This window comes from Chelatococcus sp. GCM10030263, from assembly GCF_042666455.1.
Classification (GTDB): domain Bacteria; phylum Pseudomonadota; class Alphaproteobacteria; order Rhizobiales; family Beijerinckiaceae; genus Chelatococcus.
Window position 1 is genome coordinate 73979 of the sequence record NZ_JBHTDB010000008.1, and the last position, 17054, is coordinate 91032.

The following is a 17054-nucleotide window of genomic DNA, read 5'->3' on the forward strand; positions in this document are numbered from 1 at the left end:
CGATGGGAAGAACGTCGCGTTGTCATCGCGCCAGCAGATGAGAATGGGATCCGCCGAGCGCGGGCCTGACATTCCTTAGCAGAGGCGGGCCGCCCGCAGGCAAAGTCTTATGCGCCGTGGCCGCTCAGTCGAGCGACCGCCCTCGGGTCTCCGGCGTCAGGAAAATATGCGTCAGCAGCGTAACGACGCAAATCGCTCCGATATAGAGGGCGATGTAGAAGGGCCCGCCCAATCCCTGCAGCCAGGTTGCCATGAGCGGCGCCGTGCCGCCGAAGATTGCGGCGCAGACCGCATAGGGAATGCCGATGCCGGAGGTCCTGACCTTCGTCGGGAAGAGCTCGGCGAAGACGGTGCCGATCACCGCGTTATTGAGCGCTATGAACAGAGCCCCGACCACCGCGACGAAGAGGAAGGTGCCGAAACTCGGATTGCCGACGAGCAGTGACAACAGCGGATAGGTAAAGACGAGGAAGCATGCCGCCGAGACGATGAAGAGGGGCCGGCGGCCGATGCGGTCCGACAAATAGGCGAAGACCGGCACGCCGATGCAATAGGCGGCCGTCGCGATGATATTGCCGGCAAAACCCGCAGACCGATCGAGCCCTCCGACGAGATTGGCATAAGTCGGCAGAAAGATGAGCCAGATGTAATACTGCACGCCGTTCATCTGCACGACGAAGACGATGAAGGCCTCTTTCGGATATTTGGCGAGGGAGGCGATGATGGAACCGAGGCTAAGCCTTTCCTTCGCAGCCGCCTTCGCGAAGGAGGGTGTCTCATCGAGCCCGCGCCGCATATAGAGACCATATAAGGCAAGCAGCGCGCCGATGAGGAAAGGCACGCGCCATCCCCAGGAGGCGAGCGCATCGGGTGGAATGAAGCGGGTCGTCAGCGTTGCGACGGCGGTCGCCGCGAGCACAGAAAGCCCGATCGCCACCATCTGCGGCGAGGCCGAGAGTGCGCGGTTCTTCGCCGACGCATGCTCGTTGAGGAAGGTCACGGCGATCTGGAATTCTCCACCGGAGGAGAAGCCCTGCAGAAGGCGCGCCGCGACGATGATGATGGGCGCGGCTATCCCGATTTGCGCATAGGTCGGGCAAAGGCCGATGATGAGACTGCCCAGACCTGCCATGATGATGGTGGCGGAGAGCATGGTGCGCCGGCCGTATTTGTCGGCCATGGGCGAGAGCACGAAGGCGCCGATCGGCCGGCCGGCAAAGCCGATGGCGAAGGCTGCGAAACTCGCGACCAGCGAGGCCACCTCGTCATGGGCTGGGAACATCTGGCTGGCGAAGATGCCCGCGAGGAGGCCGTAGATCGACCATTCATACCACTCGATGAAGTGGCCGATCGAGCCGCCGAAGATGGTCTTCAGCCGGCCCGGCGCGGCATCTACCGACCCGGACGCCGCATGCGCTCTGGCGCTGTCGCTCATTCCACCAATCCCCTCTTCATGTGTCTTTCTTGGTCATATGGATGTGTTGCCGAGGCCGCACCGCATCAGCGGGCGAAATCCTTCGGCGCCAAAGCTTCCAGCCGCTCACCCACGAGTTCGGCCAGGATTTTCAGGTTGCGTTCGAAATAGGCTTCGTCCTTGTCCAGAAACCGCTCCAGGCTCAGGCCGCGGATGGCGGTCAGCATAAACTCGAAAAGGGCGATCGCACGGGGGCGGCTCTGTTCAGCCGAGGTATGGCGCACGAGCCACGGGTGCAGAACCTTGCGCATCGTCTCCAGACGATGTGCGACGACCCGCGGATGCACCGCCTCATCTGAGCGTGTGCCGATGATGATTTCCCAGATCGCCCAATATTCGGGGTCGCCATAGACCTCCCAGAGATGCCGCACGAGATCGGATATGTGCAGCGCCGCGCCCGGTGCGAGATGCTCTTCCGCATCGAGGCGCGCCCGCACACGCTCGGAGGCGGCATCGAGCACCCCGAACATGAGCTCATCCTTGGTGGCGAAGTGATGATGCAGCGCGCCGGTGGTGACGCCGGCGCGCCTGGCAATGAGCGCAGTCGTGGTGCCGGCGAAGCCGACCGTCTGCAGAAGCTCGATGGTGGCGCGGATCAGGATCGCCCGCGTCTCGGCACTGCGATCGACCTGGGTCCGTCGGCGGCTGGGAACTGCACTCATCCGCGCGAAGTTACATACATATCAGACAGTATGTAAATGGGCGCGATGGTTCGTCACCAAGCTTTTGCCTGGCGATGTTCATGGGCATCGCCAGAGGGCGGTCCGATCCCGACTTTAAGTGGTGACAGCCTCGGAACTGTGGCGCCGCAGTTCCGCGATCAGCTGCCGTGTCGCCGGCGCGACATAGCTGTCCCGCCGCGTCATGAAGCCGAGCTTGCGGCGCAATGTCGTCTCCTCCAGGCGAATGGCCCTGAGCGGAGCACTTCTTGCAGGCGCGCCGAGCCCGCGGGTTGAGGTGAAGCTGAGGAGGTTCGTTTCAGAGATCAGCCGCGGCAGTTCCTGGATGGAATTCGTCTCGATCTGCACGACCGGCGCCGGCAATCCCTTCGCGAGGAAGACCCGCTCAAGCCATTGGCGATTGGCGACGCTTTGCCGGGAAAGCACCCATTTGTAGCGAGCAAGAACCGGGAGATCGACGGCGCGCCGGAAGAGTTCGTGGCGGGGATTGGCGACCACCACCACCTCGTCGTCGCAGAGCACCTCCACCGCAAAGGTGCCGTCCTGTTCCCAGGATACCGAGCTGACGATGATGTCGATCTCGCCGCGCCGCAGCGCCTCGCGCAACACGTCGCCCATCCCCACGACAATCTCGAGCGTCACGGCGGGACTTTGCGCGAGCAATGCGCTCACCACAGGCGGCAACAGACTATTCGCCGTGACTGCGCCCGCTCCGATCCTGACATGGCCGGCGCTGCCTTGGGCGCGATCGTGCAGCTCGCGCCGCACCTCCGCCACTTCGGCGCGCAGGTATCGCGCGCGTTCCAGAAGAACGCTGCCAAGCACCGTCAAGACGATGCCGCGCCCGGCACGCTCGAACAACTCACCGCCGATCGCGCTCTCCAGCCGGTGAATGCATTTCGTCAGAGCCGGTTTCGTACGACCGAGTTTCTCCGCCGCCACGCGGAGATTGCCGGCATCCGCGATCACTTCGAAATAGGCAAGGTCGCGCAGATCCATTGTTCACCTAAAGTTTCCAATTCAGGAACTTTAGAAAATGGACGAATGCGGCTCAATGCTCAATTCTCATCCGACATGTCGACGGTCTGATGCCGTCAGCACAAGGCAAAAGACAAACCGGGAGATGCGCACCATGGCCGAGAGCAAGACCACCATTGCCTATGAAACGCTCGATCGGGTCGTGACCGACATCTTCGCGTCCCACGGGCTGCCGCGCGCGGATGCGGCGCGCGTCTCCGAATGCCTGCTCTTTGCCGAAGCGCGCAGCATGTCGTCGCACGGCTTGAGCCGCATCCCGATCTATACGCGCCGGCTGCGCGAGAAGCTGGTGAACCCGACGCCTTCGCTAACCGTCGAGGAGGCAAGCCCGGCGGTCGCGCGCATCGACGGCGACAACGGCATGGGCTTCGTGGTGGCGACAAAAGCGATGGAGGAGGCGATCAAGCGCGCTTCGCAGCTGGGCATCGGCCTCGCCCTCGCCAAGGACAGCAGCCATTTCGGTATGGCGGCGATCTATCTGCACCAAGCGGTCGAGGCCGGCATGGCGGCGATGGTGCTCACCAATGCCTCGCCCGCCATGCCCGTCTGGGGTGGGCGCAACGCCTTTCTCGGCACGAGCCCCTTTGGGCTCGCCGTCCCCGGCGGCCAGGTGCCGATCGTCCTGGACATGGCGACCTCCGTCGCCGCCCGCGGCAAGGTCCGGCGTGCCGCCCAACTCGGCCAGCCGATCCCCGAGGGCTGGGCGCTCGATGAAGAGGGGCGGCCGACGACCGACGCCGAGGCCGCCTATAAGGGCATCGTGCTGCCGCTCGGCGGCCCCAAGGGCTCCGGCCTCTCGCTGCTGATGGAAGCGCTTGCCGGCGTGATGGCAGGATCCGCCTTCGGCGGCGAGGTCGGCACGCTGTATACGGATCTCGACCGGCCGCAGCGCACCGGCCATCTCTTCCTCGCCCTCCGGCCGAATCTCTTCATGTCGCGCGCCGATTACGAACGTGACATCGACACCCTCGTTGACCGGGCGAAATCCTGCCCCAAGGCGGAAGGCTTCGACGAGATCCTGATGCCCGGCGAGAAGGAGGCGCGCCTCTTCGCCGAGCGGCGCAAGAGCGGTGTGCCGATCTCGCAGGAGGACGTCGATATGCTCGCTTCCGAGGCGAAGATCGCCGGCACGCAAGGGCTCTACAGGTCTACTGCTCGGGGTCCGAGCTGATCCTTCCCCGCGAGGAGGGGCAATTGCACGCAATCGACGGACGCAAGCTAGCCTCTCCCCGCCTGCGGGGAGAGGTCGGTCGCAAAGCGACCGGGTGAGGGGATCTCTTACTTTCTANCGCGACTGCCGCTACCCACGGGGTGGAAGGTCGAGCGTTGGGTCCGCTTGGTCGGCAATGTCTTCTAACGCTAGCCAGCTCGGACCTCTCAAATACGGCCTGGAGAAATTCCGGTGGGATGGATCATCCCATCCCGTCCAAACCGGGAATATGCTCGGCTGGTCTTAAGGGGAGCAACTCCGGAATAGACGGCTCTGAACTCGATTACGTGCGCGCGATAACGTTGTGCTTCTCCAGAGCGGCAATCTCCTCGTCCGTCATGCCCAGCTCGGCCAGGATCTCCCGGTTGTGCTCGCCCATGGCGGGCGCTTCGCGACGCAGCCCCAGGCTATGGGCACCGATAGCCACAGGCAGGCGCGGCAGCCGTGTGCGGATGCCGCCGGGAAGCGTGACATCCAACAGACCACCGCCGGCCCTCAGATGCGGATCGTCGAAGAGATCTTCCACTTCCGCGACGGGCGCATAGGCGATGCCCGCGTCATCGCAGAGCGCGCAGATCTCCGCCGTGCCGCGCGCCTTCAGGATCTCGGCGATCAGCGGCAAGAGCCACTCGCCTTCGGCGATACGCTTTTGATTGCTGTCGAGCCGCGGGTCGGCTGCAAGATCCGGCCGCTGGAAGGCCGCGCAAAAGCGCGCCCATTGCTTGTCGCTGACAATGCCGATGAAGAGCTGGTCGCCGTCGCCGGTCTCGAAGGTGCGATAGATGCTCCAGGCGCTCCGCCGCTGGCTCATCGGCAGAATCTTTTCCTGGGTCATGGCGCTCGCCGCCATGTGCTGCCCCATGAGGAAGGCCGTGGATTCGAAGAGCGCGCTCTTGACCAGTTGGCCCTTGCCGGTTCGCTCGCGTTCCTTCAATGCGGCGAGGATCGCGATGACGCCGAACAAGCCGCCGGTGATGTCGATCACCGAGGACCCCGCCCGCAGTGGCCGGCCGGGCAAGCCCGTCATATAGGCGAGGCCTCCCATATATTGCACCACCTCGTCGAGCGCCGCCCGCTTCTCATAGGGACCGGGGAGGAAGCCCTTCAAGGCGCAATAGACGAGGCGCGGATTGATGCGGGCGAAGTCGTCGTAGCCGCAGCCGAGACGCTCCATCGTGCCCACACCGAAATTCTCGATGACGACATCGGCATCGGCCACCAAACGGCCGATAATCGTGCGCCCCTCGTGCGTCTTCAGGTCGAGCGCCAGGCTCTTCTTGTTGCGGTTGAAATAGCCGAAGAAGCCCGAGCCGAAGCCGCGCAACTGCCGGGTCGTGTCGCCGTTCGGGGCTGGCTCAATCTTGACGACATCCGCCCCGAGATCGGCCAGGACCAGCCCAGCGACCGGCCCCATCACCGTATGGCCGAACTCCAGCACGCGGTATCCGGCGAGCGGCAAGAGCCCCTGCCCGGATCCATCGGCCATCTCCTTGTCCTCGATCATCCCGCCGCCGATACGGCCGGCTTGGCCGGGGGCAGGATCCGGCCGTCGCCGGCATTCCAGCTGAGCGTCGCCGGCGTGCCCGGCTCCACGGTCATGCGCCCCGCCTTGGTGAGTTCTTGAACCACCAGCACCTTGTCGTCCGATAGACGTACGAAAGTCTTCGTCACACCACCATAGGCGATGCTGTTGACCATCTGCCCGGTCACCCGGTTGTCGTTACGTTCGGCGCTGGCGGGCTGGGTGTGGAAATTCTCCGGCCGGATCAGGATCTGCACGGCATCGCCGACGCCCGCCGTCCCAGGCTCGATCTCCGAGCTGCGGAAGGTGCCATAGGCTGTTTCCACCTCGACCACGGTGCCGGTCGATTTCACCGTGCCGTCAAGGATGTTGGAATCGCCCAGGAAGGTCGCGGCGAACAGGGAGCGGGGCCGGAAGTAGAGCTCTTCCGGCGGGCCCATCTGCTCGATGCGCGCACCGTTCATCAGGACGATGCGGTCCGACATGGTCAGCGCCTCCTCCTGGTCGTGCGTGACATAGAGGACGGTTATTCCGAGCTCGCGGTGCAGCCGCTTCAGTTCGAGCTGCAGCTCTTCCCGGAGCTTCTTGTCCAGCGCCCCCAGAGGCTCGTCCATGAGGATGATGGAGGGGCTATAGACGAGGCAGCGGGCGATCGCGATACGCTGCTGCTGACCGCCGGACAGCTCGCGCGGCTTGCGTGCGCCAAGATCCGGCAGGCGCACGAGCCGCAAGGCCTTGGCGACTTCCGCATCGATCTCCGCCCGCGATCGCCGCCGCACCCTGAGCGGAAAGGCGACATTCTCGAAAATGGTCATATGCGGCATCAGCGCATAGTGCTGGAAGACCATGCCGAGTTCGCGCTTGTTGGCCGGCACGTCCGTCACGTCCCTGCCGTCGATCGAGACGCGGCCCGAGGTCGGCGCCGTCATGCCGGCGATGAGATTGAGCATCGTCGTTTTGCCGGAGCCGCTCGGCCCCAGCAAGGTGACGAACTCACCCTCGCGCACCTCGAGATCCGTCGAATGGAGGGCGGTGACCGCACCATAGCGCTTGCCCACCCCGCTCAGGCGAACCTTGCAGGCGCGCGCCGTACCGCTCTCGGCGATTTGGCCCCCTGCGCCGGCGGGCCTGATGGCTTGCTCAGCTCGTGATGATAGGCTCATGAGGGCTTCGATCCATTCTGCGTGCGGGTCTGCGCGGCGACGACGAAGAGCGACAGCCCGAAGGCGAGCGCCGTAAGCAGCGTCGAGACCGCGGCGAGGACCGGCGATACTTCAAAGATGATGTTTTCCCACATCTTGACCGGCAGGGTCTTGGTATCGAAATCGGCCAGAAACAGCCCGATGACGAGTTCGTCGAAGGACAGAAGAAAGCCGAAGAGGCCGGCCGAGATCAGTCCGGGCTTAATGAGCGGCAGCGTGACGCGACGGAAGGTGTAGAACCGGCCGGCTCCCATCGTGCGCGCGGCCTGTTCCAGATTGGGATCCACGTTGCGCAATGCCGCCATCAGCACAACGATGACATAGGGCGTGACATAGGCGGTATGCGCGAGAATGAAGGCGAGCTCCGTGCCCTGCAGCCGCAGCGTGGCGAAATAGATGTAGAAGGCGAGCGCCACCACGACGAGCGGGACGAACATGGGACTGAGCAGGAAGAGGGTCACCACCTGCCGGCCGGGAAAGGTGCCGCGTACCAGCCCGTAGGCGGCCGCCGATCCGAGCACCAGCGCGAGAATCGTGGCGACGATGGCGATGCGGGCGCTGAGCAGGCTCGTTGCAACCCAGTCCGAGGTGAAGAAAAACTTCTCATAGAGATAGAAGGAATAGCGGCGCGGCGGAAAGACGAGAATGTCCTCGCTGGCGAAGGACATCGGGATCACCACCAGGCTCGGCGCGACCAGAAAGAGCAGCACGAACCAGGCAGCGGCCGCGGTGCCGAGGGACGGCCGGCCGCCGAAGGTGCCGGCTGATGCAGTCATGGGACCTGCCATCGTCGATCAGCTCCGTGTTCCAAGAAGATCGCCGCCGCGCACACGCCCGAGCGCGACGAGGAAGACGGCGCAGACCGCGAGCAGAACGAGCGAGATCGCCGCCGCCATGTTCCAGTCGAGCACCTGGCTGATGTGGAAGCCGACGAGATTGGCCATCATCATATCCTGACGCCCGCCGAGCAGGGCTGGAACGGCATATTGCCCCATCGCCCGGATGACGACGAGGAAGACCCCGGCCAAGAGGCCGGGCAGGCTCAGTGGAAAGGTGACCTTCCAGAAGATCCTGAGGCGACCCGCGCCCATGATTTCGGCGGCGCGATGCAGCGCCGGATCCTGCGCCAGCAGACTGACCAGAATGGGGAAGACGAGAAAGGGCAGCATGTCATGCGTGATGCCGATCACCACGCCGATCCGGTTGTGCAGCAGCTCCAGGCCCGCGTCTTCGCCGAAGATGAGCCGGATGAAGAGATTGACCATCCCCTGATGGCCGAGGATGACCGAGAAGGCGAAGCTCTTGACGAGAATGCTCGTATAGAAGGGCAGCAGTAGGAGCATCGAAAGATAGATGCGTTTGCGTGCCGGCTGCGCAGCCAGGTAATAGGCCAGCGGATAGCCGAGCAGGAGCGTCACCGCCGTCGAGATGAAGGAGATTTCGAGCGTCGTGTAAAGCACCCGAAGATAGAGCTCGTTGCTGAAGAACCGCTCAAAGAACTGCAGCGTGAACTGATATGTGCCCTCTTGAATGAAGGCGGTGCCGATGACAAAGCCCATCGGCACAACGAAGACGGCACACATGAAGATCAAGAGCGGAAGAAGAAACGGCATCGGCGGTTCACAACCTGTATTGTCGTCGAACGCACGAAAGCGAGCTGAACCTGCGGCTCAGAAAGATCGCGTAATCAGCTGATCAGGTCAGAAGCCAGAGCTTATGCCGCCGCGTCACCGGCTCAAGATTTTGGCTCCACCAGTCCACATTGAGCCATACGGCTTGCGGATTGTCGCGTGAGGGAAGTTGCGCCCTGATATTTTGCGGCAGCCCTTCGAGCGTCGGCTTGTCGGTCGGCCCATAGCCGATCTGCACCGTGAAATACCGGATGCCGGCCTCCGTGTTCTCCGTGAACCACTTCGCCAGTTCCATGCAGGCGTCGTAATTCTTGCCGCCCTTCATGATATGGACGTTCTGCGGCGGATTGAGCGGCATCTCCGAAAGCATGCCGAGCGGCACACCGGCCTTGGCGGCGGCTACGACGCGGGCGCTCGTCGTATAGGTATAGTCGATCTCGTTCGTCTGCAGCAGTTCGATCGTCTTGCCCGTGTCGTCGATCCAGATCTTCACGTCGTTCTTGACGCGATCGAGCGATTTATAGGCGCGGTCGAGATCGAGGGGATAGAGTTCAGAAGGCTTGACGCCATCGGCCATCAAGGCCTGTTCCAGCGTCTCCTGCGGGCGGGACAGCATCCCACGCCGGCCGGGAAATGCCTTGAAGTCAAAGTATTCCGCCCAAGTCTTCGGCAGCGGCTTGCCCTGCAGCGCCTTTTGATTGTAACCGATTCCACCCGTATAATATTGCCAGGCGATCGAGCCGTTGAAGACCCATTCCGGGAACATGTGCCGCGACATGTCGAGACGCGATTTGTCGAGCGGCGCGAGATAGCCCGCTTTATCGGCTGCCGCCGACACGGTGCCGAGTTCGTTGCCCATGTCGAATTCGAGATTGCCGACCTGAGTCATGGCCTTCATCTTGGCGAGGCTCTTGTCGCCGACATAATGCTGGATCTCGACGCCGGTCTTCTCCATGAAGGGCTTGAGATAGGTCTCGAAACGGCGGTCGTAGTTGTAGCCGCCGTCATCCGCATAGCGGATCGTCGCCGACGCCTGCGCCCTGCCGACCGTGGTGAGCAGCGGCCCTGCCGCCAGGGCGATGCCCGCGCCGGCTGCGCTTTTCAGCAATGAGCGGCGGTCGATCTTCTTAAGCGTCTTCGGACCTTGGCCGTGCTGCAGCAGCTTTGCCACGCTCTCCTCCCTCTATTGTTTCGACGGCCTATGGCCATTCTTGTTCGCGGGCCCAACCGCTGCCCTGAGACGCACAGCAGGCCAACCATTCTTGAGAATAGTTTTAAACGATATCAGACTAAAAGCGAAGCTTTTTTTAAAGCGTCACACCTGTTCAGATCCGCAAAGACCGCATATACAAAATCACTCCAGCGTAATCGTGCGGATAATTCATTGGAATACGCAACGTCCGCACCGGAGCGCAATAGTAGAGAGCCGCACCGTGCCGGACACGTGCTTGAGCAACAAACGCCTGTTGGATAGCGGGGGCCACCTATTCCTGCATCAGAACCTCGCGCTCGTGAAATGCCGCTGAATCACGAAATTATGCTCCGCCAAGAAATTCGTGGGTCCATTGCCGGTAGCGATCGTCGCGCGTGACTTTCTTCATCAGCGCCTCCGGCGCGACGCCCTCGATGGTTGCGGGCGGGGCTCCTTCTCTCAGCGCCTTCAGCGTTTCGTAGGTTGCCCTGACGGCCGCCATGATCGGCAAATGGCCCTGCAAAGCGATCCGGACGCCCGTTCGACTCAAGTAAGCGCGGTCGTCGATGGCCTTAGCCACGGCGCCGAGCATCACGGGGATGCGCACTGCCGCGCACAAGGCCTCCAAGTCTTCGCGCCGGGTGATGCCGGTTGCAAAGACCGCGTCGACGCCAGCCTGTTCATAGGCGCGGCAGCGGGCGATGGCCTCGTCGATGCCGGCGATGGCGGCAGCGCTGGTGCGCCCGGCGATGACCATCGACTTGTCCCGGCGCGCCTCGATCGCTGCACGCATCTTGCCGACGCCTTCCTCGATCGAGATCATGCTGGGCTTTGCGGTCTGCGCGAAAGGCAGCGGCAGTTGCGTATCTTCGATGGTGAGCGCCGCGATGCCGGCATGTTCGAGCTCCTCGACCGTCCGCATGACGTTGAGCGCATTGCCATAGCCGTGGTCGGCATCGACGAGGAGCGGCAGATCGCCGGCCCGGCAGATGCGGCGGGCCTGATCGGCGAATTCCGACAGGGTGAGCAGAATGATATCGGGGGCCCCGAGCACGGTCAGGGAGGCGGTGGAGCCGGCGAACATTCCGGCCTCGAAGCCGAGATCCTCGGCGATGCGCGCCGACATCGGATCATAGACCGAGCCCGGATAGATACAGGTCTTGCCCGCCAGAATAGCGCGGAACCGCTCGCGCCGCTCGGTCGCACTCATCTTGCAGCTATCCTCGTTCGTTTCACGGGCCAACCGGCGCCCGGTTCAGCGCCTCCGGCCCTCAGCGGCACGGGGCCTGTCGATTTGCGTAAATTGAGCTCCCTCGGCAGTAAAGGACGCACCGGCGGCGGTGCACGGCCCTGAAGCATGGCGATCAGCACGTCGACGGCGGCCGCGCCCATGTCCTGCAAAGGCATTCCCACCGTGGTCACGGGTGGCTGCAGCGCTTCGGCAAAGCCGTGGTCATAGAGCGCAAGCACCGAGACGTCGCCGGGAACACGCAAGCCTTTCTCGGCGAGAATGGCCATGATGCCGGAGGCCGCAAAGGGCGTGACGGTGAAGATGGCCGTTGCCACCACGCCGGACTGCAACAGCGCCTCGACCCCGTTAATGCCGCCTTCGCGCGTATGGGCGGAATGGATGATCAGGCGCTCGTCGATACCGATGCCCGCTTCGCGTAGCGCGGCCTTGTAGCCGGCGAGCCGCCGCGTATCGTTGTAATAGACCGAGCGGCGGGCGACATAGGCGATCCGGCGGTGCCCCTGCTCGATGAGATGATGTACCGCGAGCTTCGCGGCCGCATAGGAATCCATGATGATGCAGCGCTCGATGCCGCGAATCCTGCGATGCACCACCACATAAGGCACGTCTATGCGCTCGAAGGCCGCCATCAGCTCCGGCCCGGCATCGAGGGGCGCGGCGATCAAGCCATCGACCCGATTGACCTGCGCGACCTTCTCGTAGACCGAGCCGCCGCCGGCCCAGTCTTCCTGATAAGCGACGAGCAACGTGTAGTCATGGGCACGCACCGCCCGCGCCGCGCCTGCGATGATCTCCGCATAAAGCGGATTTTCGATCTGCGGGACGACGATGCCGATGCTGCGCGTTCGCGCCGTGCGCAGGCCGCGTGCCATCGGATTGGGGGAGTAGCCGAGCTCGGCAGCGGTCGCGAGCACGCGCTCGCGCGTGGCTGCGCTCACCCTGTAGCCGGCGTCGTGATTGAGGATGCGCGAGGCGGTGGATGCATCGACCCCCGCCTTGGCGGCGACATCCGCCAAGGCGACGGCGCGGCGCGGCGCGCGTTGGACCGTGCTGCCGTTCCGTCCGGCCTTCATCGCGCAAAAACCCTCGTGAACGGCCCGCTGGGTGGCCGCTTGCCGGTCTTTCCTGAGCGCGGACAATTCGGCATCGGTCGTCCCGTTGATCTCGTGCCGCTCATGATACCGGGCGAACGGAGGACACCGCCGCCTCCGAGCGCAGCAGAAGCTGCGCCAAAGCCGCGGCCACCGTCAAACCCGTGGCCAGCACGCCGGCTGAATCGATAATGCCTCTTGCCACAAGGTCGCAACGCTCGCCCGTGCTCACATCGATGCCGGCCGGATAGTGCCCGTCGATGCGGCCGACGACCGCTGCGAAATCGATGCCGGCATTGGCGAAGATCTGGCGTGCCGGCGCCTGCAGCGCCCGATGCATCACATCGATGCCGACGCGCTCTCCGAGGCTGCCTCGGCGCAGGCTGCGCAGGGCGTCCGCCGCCGCCACATAGGCCAGACCGCCGCCTGCAACGAAGCCGTGCCGCAGCGCCGACTTGGCGGCTTTCGCGGCAATGTCGATGCGATCGCGGCGTTCCTTGGCTTCGACCTCCGTGCCTCCCCCCACCTCGATGGTCACGAGGCGACCACCGAGATAGGCGAGACGCTTGCCGAGCGCATCGCGCTCGTAATCGGACTGGGTTCTTTCGCGTTCCGCCTGCAGTGCCAGCCGCCGCTCCTCGATGCCCGCCGTCTCGCCCCCGCCGCCGACGAGCAGCGTCTCCTCCGCCTTGAAGACCGCCCGCTCCAGCCGTCCGAGGTCAGCCGCGGTTATGCTCTCCAGGGAAACGCCGCGGGCCGTCTCGACGAGCTCGGCGCCGGTGAAGACCGCGATGTCGCGCAGTAACTCGCTCCGGCGCTCGCCGGAGAGCGTGGATCGGATGGCGGCGACGTCGAGAATATCGCCACGCTTGTTCTCGATCAGCCCGGCCAGCGCATCCGGCGCGATCGTATCCGCGATGATCAGCAGCGGCTGATCGAGCGGCAGGATCTCTTCCGCGAGCGGTGTCAGCGCATCGAAGGAGCTGATGGGCCCGTCCACCACAAGCACGAGCACGTCCTCCAACTCGCGCAGTCCATTGGTGATGTCGACGGCGAGGGCTTCGGAATGCGAGCGGGATTCCAGCTGATAGCCGCGGCTCTCGCTGACCAGCGTCTCCCGTGCGCGACCCGCACGAATGGTGAGAAGCCCCTGATCGCCGGCGGCCTCCAGCCCCCGGCGCACCAGCCGGCCGATCTCCGCGTCGCCATTGGCCGCGACCGTTGCGAGCTGCTCCAGGTGATCGCCACCCGCCACGGGCTGGGCGAGGTCGGCAAGCCGGCCGAGTGCAGCCTTTGCGGCAGCACTTATGCCGGCGCAGATCTCGACCGGGTCGATCCCGCCGGCCGCAGCGCGGATCCCGTGAGCCGCAAGCGCGTGGAAGAGGAGCACGGCCGAGGTGGTGCCGTCGCCCGCGAGATCGGATGTCTGCACGGCGACTTGGCGGACAAGACCGACGCCCATGTCGGCGATCGGGTCGGCGAGCTCGATGGCGCGCACCGCGCCGACGCCGTCACGCAGCAGCGGCGGGCCGTAATGCCGGTCGACGATGACATAGCGGCCCCGCGGTCCGAAGGTCGTCGCGGCAGCGCGGCTCGCAAGCGTGATCCCGCCCAACATGCGCAGCCGAGCCTCCTGGCCGTATGTCACGCGCTTGGCCATCATGCGGTGAGCGGTCCCATGGTGCGGCGCCTCGATGCTGAAGAGCCCATGTCAGTCCGGAATTTCGACCAGGAGCGCGTCGCCCTCGCGGCGCAGGCGGTAGGTCTGAAGGTCTTCCTCGATCGGCGGGCCCATGCCTTTGCCGGTCCGTATATCGAAGCAGCCGGCATGGAGCGGGCATTCGATCATGCAGTCATCGGCGAGCCACCCTTCGGACAAGAGCGCTTGACCATGCGTGCAGATATTCGCCGTCGCATGGAATGAGCCGTCCGGCAGGTGGTAGAGGGCGATCTCATGCCCCTCGACCGTCACGCCGATGACTTCGCCCTCCGGGACATCGTCCACCGATGCGACTTCGACCCAGCGGGTATTGAGCGCGTCCTGTGTCAATAAATCTCCCTCCCGGTATACGGTGCGCAAAGCTCAGACCTGTACGACCACATAATTGCGCTCGACCGAGACCTCGAAGGTCTCGGCCTTATACGGCCCCTCGACGATCTCCTTGCCGCTGGCAACCCCGGCTTCATAGCGGCGAACCTTCGTATGCAGGGGATCGAAATAGGACTGGCCGGTCTTCACGTCGAATTCCCAGCCGTGCCAAGGGCAGCGGATCACCTCGCCGGCCCGCTCCAGGGCATATTGGCCAGGCCCCGTCGAGGAGGCAAAGCCCGTGAGATGTCCGTGGCACAGTGAAGCCCCCTGATGCGGGCAGCGGTTGAGCAGCGCGAAATATTCGCCGTTCACATTGAAGATGACGATCGGCCGGCCACCGACCTCGACGAGCTTGCGAGATCCGGGCGGTATTTCGTCCGCCTGGGCGACAGCGTAGCTTTTCATCCCTATCCCCTCTGCCGCACAATAGCCGGGAGCGCTCAATGCAGCGCGAAAGCGGCGCGCGCGTTGTCCTCGAAGATCAGTTTTCTTTCGCGCTCGTCCAACTTGAATGGAAAGGCGTGGCGCGGATCGTCATAATCCCAATGTGGATAGTCACTGGAGTAGACGAGCCGATCCCAGCCGATCCAATCGAAGATGCGGCGCATCTCTGCGGGATTATCGACTTCCTCCATCGGCTGCGTGCTGAACCAGCAATGCTCGCGAATATATTCGGACGGCGGACGCTTAACCTGCGGCACCTCGCTGCGCAGCTTCGCCCACAGCTTGTCGAGACGCCACGTCAGCGCCGGCAGCCAGGAAAAGCCGCCCTCGATCAGAATGATCCGAAGCTTCGGGAATTTCTCGAATACGCCTTCCATGACGAAGCTCGTCACCAGGGCCTGCATGCCGAGCGAGATCAGGTGATGCTGCTCGACATAATAGGAGCACCAGCCGCCACCCGGCACGGGCGGGTGGCCGTTGTTGCCGCCGCTGTGGATGCCAATGGCAAGGCCCGCTTCCTCGGCCGCCGCATAGATCGGCCAGTAGCGGCGCCGGCCGAGCGGCTCGAGCGACCGTTGCGAGACGGAGACCTGCACGAAGTCTGGATTGCCGGCGCGCCGCTCGATTTCGGCGACGGCCGCCTCCGCATATTCCTGCGTGACCAGAATGGAGGCTTTGAGCCGCGGCTCGGCGCTCGTCCACGCGGCGATCTGCCAGTCGTTGAGCCCGCTGCAGAGTGCCGCGCCATAGTCCACATTGCGCTGGTTGGCACCGGTCGGCGCGAGCACCTGCAGGACCCCCAGCTCGACCCCGTGCGGATCGAGGTGCTGCTCGCGCATGAAGGCGAGGTCCGAGCCGGGCGGGCCCCCCGCCGGCGGATAGGCATCCCGACGCGAGATATAGGGCGAGATCTTGGGATAGATGTCGCTGCCGGCGAAGGGCTGGCGATAGTGATTGCCATACTCGTCGAAATGCTGCTGCCAGCGCTGCGACAGATGGGCCTTGATGTCGCTCGGCTTGCGCATCAGCGGATGGATGTCGCAATCGATCACCTGCGGGCGCGTTCCGGCCTGTTTGATTCCAGTCGGTGTAGCCTGGATGTTCATTGCACGGTCTCCAGGAGGCGTGGATAGGTCTGAAGCGGATTGTCGACCATCATTCGCCGGGCGATGTCGTCCGGCATATGTGCCGGCAGCACGGCCTCGCCGTCGAACTGCCAATGGGGGTAATCGGAGGCGAAGAGGAGGAGTTCGTCGGCTGGGAACTGGTCGAGCAGCGCCTTCATGTCGTCGGCCTCGCTCGGACCGTCGAAGGGCTGCGCCGTCAGACGGACGTGTTCGCGGACGATCTCGCTCGGCGCACGCGTCACCCACGGCACCTCCATGCGCAGCGCCCGCCAGGTATTGTCGGCGCGCCAGAGGAAGCTCGGCAGCCAGGCGACGCCGGACTCGAGCAGCACCACCCGAAGTTTCGGGAATTTATCGAAGACGCCCTCGTAGATCAGGCTGAGCAACTGTCCCTGAATGGCCTGGGACTGCACCGCATAGTCTTCGATATAGAAGGACGGCCAGCCGACATAGCTCGGCGCAAAGCGATGCGCTGCACCGGCGTGGATGGCAACGGGCAGCCCGTGCTTCTCCGCTGCCCGGTAGATCGGCCAATGCTGCCGCCGCCCCAGCGGTACATCGCCGGTGGCCAGCATGAGAACCTGCACGAAGCGTGGATCGCCGGCGCAGCGTTCGATCTCCGCCACGGCGAGTTCGGCATCCTGCATCGGCACGACGATCGAGGCCCGGAGCCGCGGCTCCTGGTCGAGCCACTCCTTCGCGACCCACTGGTTGACGGCGCCGCAGATGGCGGCGCCAAAATCCACATTGAAGACGGCCTGCCCGCCATAGACGACATTGCCGATGGCGAAGCGCGCCCCGAAGCCGTCGAGGGCATGGCTGCGCAGCAGATCGAGGCTCGTGCCCGCCTTGCCGCCCCCGCTCGGGCGCCAGTCGGCGCGGCCGGTCAGCGGGTTCTTCGCGGGATAAGTGGCAAGGTCGAGCGCCTCGATGCCGCGCGAAGTCACCTGCTCGCGCCAGTAATCGTCGAGATAGGGCAGCAGCACCTTGTTGTCGGGCACGACGATATGAACGTCGCAATCGATCGCGCCTTGCGTTGAAAGTGTCATCGGCGTTTCCTCAGTTGCGCTCGCGCAATCGTTTGTTCAAGGCACAGGCA

16 protein-coding genes are annotated in these 17054 nt (G+C 64.2%); 1 reads left to right on the top strand and 15 read right to left on the bottom strand.

What is annotated here, in order from left to right:
• Positions 1-124: 124 nt before the first annotated feature.
• The 3 genes from ACFQU1_RS17890 to ACFQU1_RS17900 form a co-directional block, all read right to left on the bottom strand.
• On the bottom strand, positions 125-1435 hold the full coding sequence (locus ACFQU1_RS17890) for an MFS transporter (RefSeq protein ID WP_378135123.1): 1311 nt from the start codon (positions 1433-1435) through the stop codon (positions 125-127).
• Positions 1436-1500: 65 nt separating this feature from the next.
• Positions 1501-2136, bottom strand: coding sequence for a TetR family transcriptional regulator (locus ACFQU1_RS17895; RefSeq protein WP_378135125.1), 636 nt, complete (start codon positions 2134-2136; stop codon positions 1501-1503).
• A gap of 114 nt (positions 2137-2250) precedes the next feature.
• On the bottom strand, positions 2251-3153 hold the full coding sequence (locus ACFQU1_RS17900) for a LysR family transcriptional regulator (RefSeq protein WP_378135127.1): 903 nt from the start codon (positions 3151-3153) through the stop codon (positions 2251-2253).
• Positions 3154-3286: 133 nt separating this feature from the next.
• On the opposite strand from ACFQU1_RS17900, the gene ACFQU1_RS17905 reads away from it, so the two are divergent.
• Positions 3287-4363 (top strand): Ldh family oxidoreductase, encoded by a 1077-nt coding sequence (locus ACFQU1_RS17905; protein WP_378135129.1) that lies wholly within the window; start codon positions 3287-3289, stop codon positions 4361-4363.
• 322 nt (positions 4364-4685) lie between these two features.
• Here ACFQU1_RS17905 and ACFQU1_RS17910 read toward each other — a convergent pair whose 3' ends face one another.
• The 12 genes from ACFQU1_RS17910 to ACFQU1_RS17965 form a co-directional block, all read right to left on the bottom strand.
• Positions 4686-5888 (bottom strand): CaiB/BaiF CoA transferase family protein, encoded by a 1203-nt coding sequence (locus tag ACFQU1_RS17910; RefSeq protein WP_378135131.1) that lies wholly within the window; start codon positions 5886-5888, stop codon positions 4686-4688.
• A gap of 14 nt (positions 5889-5902) precedes the next feature.
• The gene (locus ACFQU1_RS17915) at positions 5903-7087 is read right to left on the bottom strand and encodes an ABC transporter ATP-binding protein (RefSeq protein WP_378135133.1); all 1185 of its coding nucleotides are present in this window, start codon (positions 7085-7087) and stop codon (positions 5903-5905) included.
• A complete protein-coding gene (locus ACFQU1_RS17920; protein WP_378135135.1) occupies positions 7084-7902 on the bottom strand; it encodes an ABC transporter permease in 819 nt (272 codons plus the stop codon). The genes ACFQU1_RS17915 and ACFQU1_RS17920 overlap by 4 nt, the downstream gene beginning before the upstream one ends.
• An 18-nt stretch (positions 7903-7920) precedes the next feature.
• Positions 7921-8739, bottom strand: coding sequence for an ABC transporter permease (locus ACFQU1_RS17925; protein ID WP_378135137.1), 819 nt, complete (start codon positions 8737-8739; stop codon positions 7921-7923).
• A gap of 82 nt (positions 8740-8821) precedes the next feature.
• A complete protein-coding gene (locus ACFQU1_RS17930) occupies positions 8822-9928 on the bottom strand; it encodes an extracellular solute-binding protein (RefSeq protein WP_378135140.1) in 1107 nt (368 codons plus the stop codon).
• A gap of 364 nt (positions 9929-10292) precedes the next feature.
• Positions 10293-11159 (bottom strand): oxaloacetate decarboxylase, encoded by an 867-nt coding sequence (locus tag ACFQU1_RS17935; protein ID WP_378135142.1) that lies wholly within the window; start codon positions 11157-11159, stop codon positions 10293-10295.
• Positions 11156-12274: a LacI family DNA-binding transcriptional regulator gene (locus ACFQU1_RS17940; RefSeq protein ID WP_378135144.1), complete on the bottom strand. Its 1119-nt coding sequence runs from the start codon at positions 12272-12274 to the stop codon at positions 11156-11158. The genes ACFQU1_RS17935 and ACFQU1_RS17940 overlap by 4 nt, the downstream gene beginning before the upstream one ends.
• A 100-nt stretch (positions 12275-12374) precedes the next feature.
• On the bottom strand, positions 12375-13955 hold the full coding sequence (gene groEL / locus ACFQU1_RS17945) for a chaperonin GroEL (RefSeq protein ID WP_378135146.1): 1581 nt from the start codon (positions 13953-13955) through the stop codon (positions 12375-12377).
• Between the two features lie 48 nt (positions 13956-14003).
• On the bottom strand, positions 14004-14342 hold the full coding sequence (locus tag ACFQU1_RS17950) for a non-heme iron oxygenase ferredoxin subunit (protein ID WP_378135148.1): 339 nt from the start codon (positions 14340-14342) through the stop codon (positions 14004-14006).
• A 33-nt stretch (positions 14343-14375) separates the two neighbouring features.
• Positions 14376-14789 (bottom strand): Rieske (2Fe-2S) protein, encoded by a 414-nt coding sequence (locus ACFQU1_RS17955; protein WP_378135150.1) that lies wholly within the window; start codon positions 14787-14789, stop codon positions 14376-14378.
• Between the two features lie 35 nt (positions 14790-14824).
• Positions 14825-15934, bottom strand: a complete 1110-nt coding sequence (locus ACFQU1_RS17960; RefSeq protein WP_378135152.1) for an amidohydrolase family protein — start codon at positions 15932-15934, stop codon at positions 14825-14827.
• Positions 15931-17004 carry an amidohydrolase family protein gene (locus ACFQU1_RS17965; protein ID WP_378135154.1) on the bottom strand — a complete coding sequence of 358 codons (1074 nt, stop codon included), beginning with the start codon at positions 17002-17004 and terminating at the stop codon, positions 15931-15933. Before ACFQU1_RS17965 ends, ACFQU1_RS17960 begins: the two co-directional genes overlap by 4 nt.
• Positions 17005-17054: the final 50 nt, after the last annotated feature.